This is a genomic window from Oscillatoria nigro-viridis PCC 7112, assembly GCF_000317475.1.
Classification (GTDB): Bacteria; Cyanobacteriota; Cyanobacteriia; order Cyanobacteriales; family Microcoleaceae; genus Microcoleus; species Microcoleus nigroviridis.
In genome coordinates this window covers 6,535,282-6,547,436 of sequence record NC_019729.1, presented here as the reverse complement: position 1 = coordinate 6,547,436, position 12,155 = coordinate 6,535,282, and the positions used below count along the sequence as shown (strand labels likewise).

Below are 12,155 nucleotides of genomic sequence, written 5' to 3'. Positions count from 1 at the left end.
GATATTACACCAGTTCCTCAAAAAAAATGCAACGGTAGGGAAGTTCCCAAGCATTATGCAGTAAGTCAATCCCATCTAAAATCTCAAATCTAAAATCTCAAATCTAAAATCGTATTACCTCAACCACAACTTAATAGTATTGTCTTTAGAACCGCTAGCAATAGTTTTACCATCGGGACTAAAAGTCACCGCATAAACCTCATCGGAATGTCCCGTCAAAGTATTCAGCAATTCTCCCGTAGCAAAATCCCAAATTTTAATAGTTTTATCCTTGCTCCCGCTGGCAATAAACTTCCCGTCCGGGCTGATAGCAACCGAGACAATATCGTCAGAATGTCCCTTGATAGAGCGAATTAAATCTCCTGTTTCGAGATTCCAGATTTTAATACTTTCATCGTAAGAACCACTAACAATTGTCTTGCCGTCGGGGCTAATAGCAATTGACCTCACCGGCTCGCCGTGTCCCTGAAGAGTTTTTAGCAACCTCCCCGTTGCTACATCAACAATTGTAATTGTTTTATCCTTAGAAGCGCTAACCAAACTTTTTCCATCTGGAGTGAAAGCAACAGAATAAACAAAATCTGTATGGTCGGGTAAATTCTGAATCACACTGCCAGTTGCTGCATCCGAAATCTTTGTGGTTTTGTCTCCGCTACCGCTAGCGACAAGCTGTCCGTCGGGGCTGAGAGCGACAGACCAAACAGAAGCACTGTGGTCGAGACTGCGAATCACTTGGCCTGTTTTCAAATCCCACAGCATGACTCGCCAAAAACCGGTTCCAGTAGCCAGTTTCGTACCGTTGGAGTCAAAAGCAACCGACCAAATTGTCGATGAATCTCCTGGAAAAGTGCGGAGCGACTTGCCTGTAGCTAAATCCCAAATTTGGATGGTTTTGTCTTTAGAACCGCTGGCTAACATTAAGCCGTCTGGACTGAAAGCAACAGACCCAACGGCATCTGAATGCTGAGCGAAATTTTTGACTTTGGCGTTCTTCCACCGCAGACCTGATTGGCACTGTTCCTGTAACTTCTGAGCGGACGAATAGCTGCTGGAAGTGTTGGCAATTGTTGGTATTTGGCTGATGCAGCCTTCATAATTGCTGGCTTTATAAAGAGCTTCAATTTGATTGATCTGTTGGGATTCTTTTTGGGCTCGCTGCTGCCATTCTTGCCACTTGAGATATCCGTAAATTCCGCCGATCGCAGCTAAGATAGCCGCCATTGTTGCCCCGGCGAGATAAGGATTGAATTTGCGAGTTTCTTTGGGGACAATCGCTGCTGTGCTGGCGATCCTCTCCGTTAGCGCAGCCCCCGTAGGCGCGGGCTGCGCTAACGAGAAATCGGTTTTTCCGTTGAGATTTACCTGCGGGGATACGGCCGGACTTGCCTGCAATTCCAGGTGAGGGGCGCTGCTGGCTGCTGGCCCGCTGGGGTTGCGGTGTCCCTCCAAAACTGTGGAGATCGCCTTGTACAATTTAGCAAATAAAGATTTAGGAATGACTAATTCTTCGATTTTCGCGGCATCTTCGTCGGTAAGCCCTAAAACTTGCTGCAAGCGTTTTAATTCGTCGCGAGTTTCCTGAGAAAAGGGATATTCTTGCTGCATTGCTTCTTGCAGTGATTGTTCGTAGCGTTCGCCTTTTTCCCTGTATTTCCGGTAAGGGTTCAATACCTCATCTTCAATCGCCTCTGCTTCTTCTGGCAGCAATTCCAAACTGACGCGCAGTTCATCTAATATTCTCCGACCGACGACCGTAATATCACCCCGGCTGCTGCTGCGCCGATCGACTTCTTCGCGATATATTGTTAGCTTGGGAATCCGCGCCCGCGAGCGATCGCCAATTTTCCTCAAATCTGCTAAAGCTTCCGCCGCCGACTGGTACCTCTCCCGAAAATCGTAGCGCACCATATTGTCCAAAACATCGGCCAGCGCTTGGGAACACGTGGCTAAATGCCGCCACACAATTTCGCCTTTATTAGAATTTTTCAAATCCCGCAGTTTCGGCAAATCATAAGCCGGCAAACCCGTCATTGCTTGAATGCCAATCATTCCCAAAGCGTAGATATCGCTGTTGAGTTGCGGGTTGTATTGAAATTGTTCGATGGGCATATATTCCAGCGTGCCAATCCGCACAGTTACCGGCGCTTGTCTTTGAGCGATGTGAATTTCTTTCACCGAGCCAAAGTCGATTAAAACTAACTTGTTGTCTGAATAGCGGCGGATTAAATTTGCAGGCTTAATATCTCGGTGAATTACCCCCTGTCCGTGTACGAACACTAAAATTTCTAACAGTTCCTTCAGCAAAGCAATCATTTTTTCTTCGCTTAGAGGCTTGCCCGGTACAATCTCCGTTGATAGCGAGTGACCGGCAACAAAGGATTCAACTAAGAAAAATTCTTCATTTTCTTCAAAATAAGCGAATAGCTGAGGGATTTGGTCGTGTTGACCGAGCTTTTCTAGAACTTCTGCTTCTTTTTGAAAAAGACGGCGCGTAGTATTAATTAATTTCGGTTCGGTAGTACCGGGACGCAGGTGCTTGACAAAGCACTGCGGTTCTCCCGGACGGCGAATATCTTTGGCAAGATATGTTTGTCCAAATTCTCCTGTTTCTATGACTTCAATGATTTGATAGCGTCCATCTAAAAGTTGGCTCACCATGATAATAACGCAGCCTTTTTTTGGTTGATTTTCGCAAGAAACAGTTGCACTGTTGAGTCAGTTATATAGCCTTTTTCAGGTAAATTAGGTGTTCCTGGGCCTTGGCAAAACAGGGCATTGGGCCTTGGCAAAACAGGGCATTGGGTATTCGGAATAGTTGTTTCTTTCCTTCTTCTTTCTTTCCTTATTCCGACTTCCATCGGACGACTTCCCTCTGACTTCTTTCCTTCTGACTTCTTTCCTTCTGACTTCTGACTTCTGACTTCTGACTGAGATATTGCACCATTCTCATTTACTTGTTTAGGAACAGGCAAGATGCCTGTTCCACAAGAAAACTCATTTTTTGTGGAACGGGCATCTTGCCCGTTCTTGACAATGGTGCAACATCTGTGTTCTGACATACTTTATCTTTTCAACATCTGCAAAGCTTGATATCCCAACAAGAAAAAACCCAAAGCGCCGAGTACCGCTATCGTGTTCGCAAACACATCGGCTGTAAAAAATTCGCCCATTGCACTCTCCTCTGACAACTGATATCTATCCTCGGCTTTTCGGTCGCTGTCTGGGTGAGGGGTCTTGCCCCTCGCTGCGGGCGAGCCGAAAGATGCTCACAAATTATAGCAAAAGAGGCGGTCAATCGATTTTAGATTTTAGGTTTTAGATTTTAGAGTGAAGCATTGACTTGCGCGAGATGAATCCGGGGGCTTGTATCCTGGATGCTTGATTGTCAATCGATTGCGCGATTTTAGATTTTAGATTAAAGAATTGAAGCATTGACTTGCGCGAGATGAATCCGGGGGCTTGTATCCTGGATGCTTTCGGTCAAAATAACTTTTCGGGCGATCGACTAGCTTTTTGTTTTAATATTTTTTAATATTTAGGGAGACAAATCGTGTACCGAAATTTTGAGGTCTGTTCGCTTTGATATTGTTAACCCTGCTAATTTTTTCTCTCGTTGTAAGTAGAGCTTACACTAAGAATTTGCGCCCATCTGTCGAAAATGCGCCTTGAAGCGACAGAAGTTTGGCTAAGCTGTCACCGGAGTCCGCCGCGCAGTTCCCTAAAGTTTCGGTAATCGTACCAGCATACAACGAGGCAGAGAATATTCGGGATTGCGCGATCGCCATGAGGGAGAGTACACCGCTGTCTGCGGACAACTTAGAGGTTTTAATTGTAGACGATCGATCGACAGACGACACCAAGGCGATCGGTCAAACCCTGCAACAGCATCTCAACGACCCCCGCCTAAAAATATTAGCAGGTCAGCCGCGACCTGCCAACCAATTACCTGGTTAACTATTTGTTTATTTGTAATTGTAATTTGGCAGCATTACAATTTGCGCCGCTTGGGTGCCGAGATTTCTGACTGTCCAACGAAATACTGGTGGTTAGGAGGTTTGGGAGGTGCGTTAATGGCCGCGATGGCGATCGGTTCTGCGATCAAAACAGAAACCAGTTGGGGATGGACTTGGCGCGGTAGAACTTTGCAAATTAAGAGTTAATTAAGACTTGCAAATGGGCAGGCAAGATGCCCACCCCACAAAAAATCAACTCGTTGTGGAACAGGCATCTTGCCTGTTCTTCAAAATCATCTAAAATGTGAGTTATAGAAGAAATAAGGCAGAGCTAATCATAACATCCCTTACATCCCTTACATCCGTTGCCGAACTTCCGCGTATACAAAAGCAGGTACGCGCTTGTAAGCAGGCGTGCCCGATCGCCTTTCAATCTCCGGGTTAAAAATCACATTAACTTCAGGATAAAACATCAAAGCAGCACCCTCACGAACCGCCCCGTAAATCACCTCGACATTTTCCATTTTCCCCACATTTCCCTGCACCGTCACGCGCTGATGTTCTTGAAAACCCACATTTTCTGCATCCGCGCGGTTCATCAAAATGCAGTTGCGGTGCGGCATTCCCCGGTATTTGTCCTCAATTTTGTAGACGACAGTATTGTGCTGAGAATAGCTGCGTCCCGTCATCAAGGCCACAACTAAACCCCGCACCGATTCCGATACCCCAAACTCTTTCGCTTCCGGTAATTTCAGCTTAGGTAAAGGCGCGACAAACATCTTCGCTTTCCCAGACTCTGTAGGGAATTTAGGTTCGGTAAAAATGCGACCGCTGATGGTAAATTCCTCTTGAGTCTCATCAATTGTCGCTATTTTTTCATAGCCCGGAATAGTTTTAGCAATCAATTGACGAACGTATTTTGTGTCTTGAAGTTGGCGCCAATCAACGGGAAAATCGCCGTGAATTCTGCTGGCTAATTCTGTCAAAAATTGTACTTCGGGAATCAGATCGGCATTTTTGAGATGAGTTTCGCCCTCATCATTTAAACGCACAAAGTTATTCCCAGATTCCACCGTTGTTTTGTGGGGATTTTCAAAGCGATTCAGCACCGGAATCACAATTGTATTGTGCTTTGCCAATCCGTGAAAATGCCCTAAATTCGGTTTGGTTGCGAGGTAGATAACGGTTTCAACATTGCTTAAAGCGCGTTTTGCCTGCATTGAATCGGGATTGGCCCCATACAAATTACCGCCCAGACAGATTAGGGTATCGACTTTGCCTGCATCTGCTGCTTCAATGAGCGATCGAGTTTCGTAACCCTTAACAGAGCTCAGGGGACGATTCAATAACTTTTCTAAAGCTTGTTGAATTTCTTTTTTCAGCTTGACAGTCACGCCCATAGAGCCGAATCCTTGGACGTTTGAGTGTCCTCTCACCGGCATTAATCCCGCCCCTTCTTTGCCGACATTTCCAGTCATCAAGGCTGTGTTGGCGATGCTGAAAACGTTATCTACACCGTTATCGTGTTGGGTAATTCCCATCGCCCAACCAAAGACAACGCGCTGTGAAGTGCCGATAATTTTGGCGGCTGCCTCAATTTCTGCGCGGGAAACTCCGCAGGTTTCAGTAATAGTTTCCCAATCGGTTTCGCGGGCGTGCTGGACTGCTGCTTCCCAGCCTTCTGTATGAGCTTGCAAATAGCTTTCGTCCAGCAAACCTTGTTCGATTAAAGACTTTTGAATGCCGACAAATAGCGCCGTATCGCTGCCGGGAATTGGCTGCAAGTACAACGAGGAAATATCGGAACCGGGGATGAGCGACTTGACGGGAAATGCGGGAGAACCAAACTTGACTAACCCGATTTCCATCACCGGATTGATTACAATTATTTTACCGCCTTTGTCGCGAATTTTAATTAACTCGTTCATCAAGCGGGGATGGTTGTAGGAAGAATTGCTGCCCGCGAGCACGACGCAATCTGCTTCCTTCAAGTTTTCTAGACTCACTACCGAGGTGCGGGTGGCAAACATTTCGCTTAAGCCGGTTGTCGAGGGAGCGTGGCAGAGATCGGAACAATCTGCTAAGTTATTGGAACCCATCGCCCGCATCATCAATTGCAGCAGAAAAGCCGCTTCGTTGGAAGAGCGGCCGGAACTGTAAGAGGCAACTCTTTCGGGGGTTTTGCGAAAAGCAGCTTCGGCAATTTGATAAACTTCTTCCCAAGAAATGCGATCGTAATGAGAGGAACCAGCCCGCAAAATCATCGGAAAACTCAGCCTTCCCAACCTATCGGCTTCCATTGAAGTTAATTGCTGGAGTTCTGCAATACTCTGCTGTTCAAAAAATTGAGTTGAGATAGCTGGCTTGATTTCAGCGGAGATTGCTTCGACGCTTTTCATGCAGCGCTGAAGTTTTTCCCCCTCTTCATTTGTAAAACCTCCTTTCTGCCCGCCAGTGCCCCAAGAACAGGACAAACAAGCACTTTTGTGCAGCAAAGTTTTCCAAAGTTTTGGGCCTTCCGGGGACAATGTATGTTCTGCCCAATATTCTATTACGGGCAAACCGCCACCTATCTCTGGTGTTTCCTCGTTTGTCTCGTTGAAGGGCGGGATTGGTTGGACATTTTGGGAGTTGACATCCATGCGGTTTACCTTTTGTTTGAATGGCGGGTTGATGTGCGGTTAAGTTTATTAGTCTAATTTACTGCAAATTTACTACACAAAAAATTCCTCAATAGATAGATGTTTTAAGAATACCCGGCGGTTGAAACCGCTGTCTTATCTTGCAAAGGTCTTTTTAATTAAATTTTCGGGCGGGGTAGAAGCCCACCCCACAAGAAAAAATAATTTTTGTGGGATGGGCTTCTAGCCCGTCCTAGCTTACGGTTTATTTCCTCTTATTTAACGCCTGTTTCCCAAACCCAAGACACAGCAGTCGATCGCCCTCAGCAACATTCGGGTCATTCTGCAAATAATCTCCCAACCACTCGCAACTCCGAGCAATGATATTATTCAGTTCCAAATTCTCCACAGCCCACAGAATTACAGTCCTATCGCTGCTAGCAAAAGCCAGAGTTTTGCTGTCCGAACTAAAAGTAACGCTCAACACCCGATCGCTCGATTCCAAAGTCTTAGATAGCAGCGCCTTCTTGCCGTCAAAATCCCACAGCTTAACAGTATTTCCCCCACTCGCCGCAATCAACTTGCCGTCGGGACTAAAACTCACGCTTTCTACAGTATCGCTGTGGTCGAGTTTTTCAGTTAAATTGGCAACCTTTCCATCAAACTCCCACAAGTAAACTTTTTTGTCAGCGCAAGCAGCAGCAATAGTCTTACCGTCGGGACTGAAACTAACATTTTTAACGCTGTCCTGGTGGTCGAGAGTTTTCAGAATTTTTGCCGACGAACCGTTAAATTGCCACAGGTAAACTCTCTTTTCTCCGGTAATTTCAAAAGCCTTTTTCTTACCGCTTGCCTTGTCCTCAGCAGCGGTAGCAGTAGCAATAGTTTTGCCGTCGGGACTGAAGCTAACGCTAATTACTGGATTGCTGTGATCGAGTTTGGCAAACAACGTTGCTTTAGCACCGTTCCAGCGCCAGAGGTACAATTTGCGATCGGCACTTGCGGCGGCAATTATCTTTCCGTCTGGACTAAAACTCACGCTTCTGACAATGCCGCTGTGGCTGAGAGTATCTAACAGTTTGCCGTTTAAACTCCAGACTTTCACCGTTTTGTCATCGCTCGCCGAAGCAACTGTTTTATCATCAGGGGAAATGCTCACCCAGGTAACAGAATCCTTGTGACCTTCTAAGATTTTGAATAAACTGCCGTCAGCGTGCCAAAGTCTCACTTTTTTGTCCCCGCTAGCAGAAGCAATTGTTTTGCTGTCAGCACTAAAACTGACTTTGTAAACCCAGTCTCCGTGTCCCGATAAAATCTTATTCAGCGGAGTGCTGTCCGGTTTCCAAATTTTCACTATTTTGTCCTTACTTGCGGAAGCAATAGTGCCGTCGCCGCTGAAACTTACGGCCCTCACGTCGTCTTGATGTCCTCGAAAAGTGTTGAGCAAAGTGCCGCTGCGACTCCAAACTTTCACCGTATCGTCTGCACTGCCGGTGACAATTTTTTCGCCGTCGCGACTGAAACTCGCGCTGACAACTTCATCGTTGTGTCCTTTGAGAGTTCTGATTTCCTCACCGTTTCGGTTCCAAATTTTGGCTGTGGTATCGGCACTTGCCGAGACGAGTTCTCGACTGTTTGGACTGAACTTAACGCTGTAAACAATGCCAGAATGCTTGGTTAATGTTTTGGGATTAATTTTAAATTTCTGGGTTTTACTTTCTCGGTTCCAAAGTTTGACAGTTTTGTCAACACTTGCTGAGGCAATTGTTTGCCCGTCGGGACTGAAACTGACGCCGAGCACCCAGTCTTTGTGTCCCGTTAAGGTTTGCAGCAATTTTTTGTTCGCAAGGTTCCAGATTTTGACGGTGTTGTCGTGACTGGCGGAAGCTAGGGTTTTGCCGTCGGGACTGAAACTGACGCTGGTGACGATATCGCGGTGGCCGGATAAAATGCCGATGGCACTTTTGTCGTTATCTACTTGCCAAATTCTAATTGTGCGATCGGCACAACCAGTAGCGATCGTTTTCCCATCCGGACTAAAACTAACACTCGTCACGCTATCTGGGTGATTGAAAGTTTTTAATAACTTACCTTCTTTGCTCCACAATTTAACAGTTTTGTCAGCACTTGCCGAAGCAACTGAATTGCCGTCTGGACTGACACTCACATCCAAAACAAACTTGCTGTGCTGCTCGAAACGGTTGCGTTCTTGTACCCCGGAAACTGCTTGTCTGAGTCTTTCAGCAATTTGATTTTTAGTGTCCACAGGCAGCGCTGTACTTTTCAGAGAATCACGACCAATTTTGATACTATTTTCCAACACTCCTAATTGATTTTTTTCATTAGAAAGCACCAAAGCTTCCGACGCCGAATTTAGGGCATCAGTGCGACTTTTTTCGGCTTCTTGCCGCGCGCTTTCTGCTAATTTTGCTTGCTCGAATGCCATTCCCGAAACACCTCCGAGTACAAGCACTCCTAGAACCGCCGCCCGCAATTGCCATCTCCGAGATTGGTAAAGTTGAGCTTCCGCTTCGTGCTGTTTGTCTCTAGCTTGGCGCTGTTTGTCTCTAGCTTCCGACAGCAAAGCATCTCGCTCTCTGTCTTTGCGAATTTGTTCAATTTCATCTCGGTTAATTTGGTTTTGCTTTCGCAGTTCCTCAAATTCTGCCTTTTTATCTAATTCCTGCTGCTGGCGGATGAAACTAACTAGATAGTCGTGAACGAGCTGGTAAAGCTCGGCAGGCAGTTCCGTCCACCGAAAAACTAAACCCGATTTGACTAACAGTTCTAAGACTAAATCTAATTTGTCAGCTTCGGCAAATGTCGCTAAATTTGAGGCTAATTCGGCGCGGGTTTTTAGGGGACGGATCTCATCTTCATCTGTGAGCAAATACAAAACTCTGCGCGCCGCAACTTCATTTTCCGGGCCGCAATCTTTGATGACTTCTTCAAGAAATCTTTCGACTAATTTTTGTTGCGGATTGTTGCCGAGTTCTTGATATTGAGCTAAAGTTCTAATGTCCTCTTGTTGCAGTTGAGCGCCGACAAGTTGTAGCTCGATCGGGCGGACTTCTCCCAATTCTCCCGCTAAATCTTTGACTAATTCTTCGATCAGCTCCGGTTGTAAGTAAAACTGCGCTCGCTCAGTTAAAGTCCGAATTACCGATCGCGCATCGACTAGCGAAAAATTTCCCAAATAAAACAGAATGTTTTTGCTGAGAATGTCCTCCAAAATATCATTGTTGACGAATCCTGTCTGGTTTTTGGGTCGGGAAAATTCCAGCAAATAGTGCAGGTAATCTTCCCGCAAACACAGGACGACTTTTAAGTATTTGATTTTCAAGCATTCCCGCAAAAAATCAAAAAATATTTGTCTTTCCGCTGGCTCTTTCCACACGAAAAAAAATTCTTCAAATTGGTCAAAGATCAGAACAGTCACTAAATGTTCGGAATTTCTTTGCAGCTCCTTGATAATGTTTTCGTATTCGATCGCCTGTTGTTGTATGATTAATTCTACTGGCTGTGAATGCTCCCTTCGAGCCTCATTATTCCCAGTCGAGTAACCGTGAAATCCCGAAATAAGATTTCCCTTGAATTCGCCCGCTTCTACTGGAAAATCTACCGGAGCAGTTTCTGCTACTGCTTCGGTAATTTCCGGCTCGAATATTTCAGCTTTACCAGCAGATAACTGTCTGGTCAATTCCCGCGGCCAGTTGTTGTAAACTTGCAGCACTATCGGCAAAACCGTCCGCATTTCTATTTTTTTTTGTTTGAGAGCCGGTACTAATCCCCCGGTGACTATTGAACTTTTGCCAACTCCAGACTGACCGTAAATTACTGTCAGTTTGTCGGGGGTATTGTTCATCCTATATATCAAGCGGTTGAGGTCTTCTTCTCTGCCGGAAGCAGTAATTTCGTCAGCAATAGTAGCAGCGCCGGCAACAGTTTCGGCGACTGGATTAACCGCTTCTCTGTGCGGCTGCAACTTTCCGGCTCCAATAAAAGCTCGGAACCGATACGTATGTTCCACCGCTCGATAATCTTGCTTAATTTGAAATGCTTCGAGATATTGTCCCCGCTGAAAATAGAGCGATCGCAGCATTTCTAAAACCCGCAAATACAGTTGCGGGTTGTAGCAGGCTTCGGTTTCCGAGCGAGCAAGCTCTAAATGCGCGATCGCCTCCTCCACCTCACCCAACTGACTCTGAGCCTCTGCTAAAATTAACAGATACAAGCCTTGATGCTGCGACTTTACAGGGGTTCCCTGTCCCGTCGCTTCTAAATTTGAGTTGAGAACGTCTAGAGCGATTAAAGCCCATTCTTTCGCCCCTTGCCAGTTCTTTTGCTCTAAGGCTACTCTAGCCAAAAAGCCGTAATCTTGAGCCAAATTAACTGCTGAATTTTCCATATTTTCATGTAACCTCCGAGCTTTGATAGCTAAATTCCAGAGTGCATCCCAATCTTCTAAATGCTGCAATACTTCGCCAAGTTGATTGATGAATATACCAACGGCATCCGGCCGTCCTGCCCGTTCTAAAACATCAATACATTCCTGAAAATAATTCTTAGCTTCCGTCCAGTAAGGACGGTTGCCTCTGCGGTGTTTTTCTGCTTGGAAGCGGTAGCAAAGACCGATGTGGAATAGGATAATTCCCTCTAACACTGGTGCAGGATGAACGGTAAATAACAAATCGCTAAATTCTGTTTTGGACCCTATAAATGCTACTTGATGCTTCCAAAAACTGAGACTTTTACGATACAATTCAATAGCTGCAGGGATGCGGTGACAAGCATATTCGTGCCTACCGCGAATAAATTGCAAACTCGCTTCAATAGCGGGTTCTAACCTGATGTTGCAAGTTTGCAAGTCTTGGCTAGCCGACTCTAGTTCACTCAAAGAATTGGCTCCGAGAATGGCAGAATTACTTAAACGCCAATTGCCGCTTTCTAAAATGTTGGAGAAAAGGCGATCGGCACTTTGGCCCAGGAAATCCACCAAGTCGTCGGGGCCAATCACAAATTCCACAGTTGTCGTCCAAGTCTCGATATCTGTTACTAACCGAATCAGTTTTTTTAATATTTTGTCTGTCACCCACAGCACCACCGGAAAGGGAAAATTATTCCGAAATTCTTCCCTCACGTAGTTGGTAGAAGTTAGCACCCGATCGATCGCGCTTACCGATTCCAATCCAAACACCATTAAAGCTGGCGGATGGCTATGGCTGCAAGAAAGTTTGGTTTCTATCGTCGTGTAAAGAGTTTTAACAGATGGCGGGAGGACAATTTCTCGAATCTCGATACCAGACTCCTCCCGCAATTGCCGTACAATTTCCTCTCTCATCGCACTGTAATTGCACCGCACCAAAATCAGCGAAAATTGCCCCTGAGACATCGAGAGAGTCCGGGAGAGAGTTTGCAGCGAACTTTTGTTTTGCTGTGCTGCGGTGTCTTGCTGGCAGTGCGAATTAATCATAATTAATATTGGAAACTTTTTCTCAGGATAGGTGCTGTTAACTGCCGAAAAAAGGAAGTTCGGCAACGGATTATTTAACGGATGTAACGGATGGAAGTTCGGCAACGG

The 12,155-nt window shown here is 45.8% G+C and carries 6 protein-coding genes; 2 read left to right on the top strand and 4 right to left on the bottom strand.

From position 1 onward, the window contains the following. Positions 1–114 precede the first annotated feature (114 nt). Positions 115–2,658 (bottom strand): serine/threonine-protein kinase, encoded by a 2,544-nt coding sequence (locus OSC7112_RS27340; RefSeq protein WP_015178921.1) that lies wholly within the window; start codon positions 2,656–2,658, stop codon positions 115–117. Next, positions 2,652–3,059, bottom strand: coding sequence for a hypothetical protein (locus tag OSC7112_RS27335; RefSeq protein ID WP_015178920.1), 408 nt, complete (start codon positions 3,057–3,059; stop codon positions 2,652–2,654). The genes OSC7112_RS27340 and OSC7112_RS27335 overlap by 7 nt, the downstream gene beginning before the upstream one ends. Positions 3,060–3,681: 622 nt before the next feature. Between OSC7112_RS27335 and OSC7112_RS41315 the strand changes: the two genes are divergently transcribed. Together OSC7112_RS41315 and OSC7112_RS41310 are read left to right on the top strand one after the other, a co-directional pair. Further along, on the top strand, positions 3,682–3,954 hold the full coding sequence (locus tag OSC7112_RS41315; RefSeq protein WP_041622761.1) for a glycosyltransferase family 2 protein: 273 nt from the start codon (positions 3,682–3,684) through the stop codon (positions 3,952–3,954). A gap of 41 nt (positions 3,955–3,995) precedes the next feature. Then, positions 3,996–4,160 (top strand): hypothetical protein, encoded by a 165-nt coding sequence (locus OSC7112_RS41310; RefSeq protein ID WP_223300704.1) that lies wholly within the window; start codon positions 3,996–3,998, stop codon positions 4,158–4,160. Between the two features lie 149 nt (positions 4,161–4,309). Here the strand turns inward: OSC7112_RS41310 and OSC7112_RS27325 are convergent, their stop codons facing one another. Next, the gene (locus tag OSC7112_RS27325; protein WP_015178918.1) at positions 4,310–6,595 is read right to left on the bottom strand and encodes an FdhF/YdeP family oxidoreductase; all 2,286 of its coding nucleotides are present in this window, start codon (positions 6,593–6,595) and stop codon (positions 4,310–4,312) included. Positions 6,596–6,839: 244 nt separating this feature from the next. After that, the gene (locus OSC7112_RS27320; protein ID WP_015178917.1) at positions 6,840–12,047 is read right to left on the bottom strand and encodes a WD40 repeat domain-containing protein; all 5,208 of its coding nucleotides are present in this window, start codon (positions 12,045–12,047) and stop codon (positions 6,840–6,842) included. Positions 12,048–12,155: the final 108 nt, after the last annotated feature.

Bases quoted from the DNA above. Each gene is read 5' to 3' on its own strand.
- OSC7112_RS27325 (WP_015178918.1), bottom strand. From the start codon at position 6,595: ATGGATGTCAACTCCCAAAATGTCCAACCAATCCCGCCCTTCAACGAG.
- OSC7112_RS27340 (WP_015178921.1), bottom strand. From the start codon at position 2,658: ATGGTGAGCCAACTTTTAGATGGACGCTATCAAATCATTGAAGTCATA.
- OSC7112_RS27320 (WP_015178917.1), bottom strand. From the start codon at position 12,047: ATGATTAATTCGCACTGCCAGCAAGACACCGCAGCACAGCAAAACAAA.
- OSC7112_RS27335 (WP_015178920.1), bottom strand. From the start codon at position 3,059: ATGTCAGAACACAGATGTTGCACCATTGTCAAGAACGGGCAAGATGCC.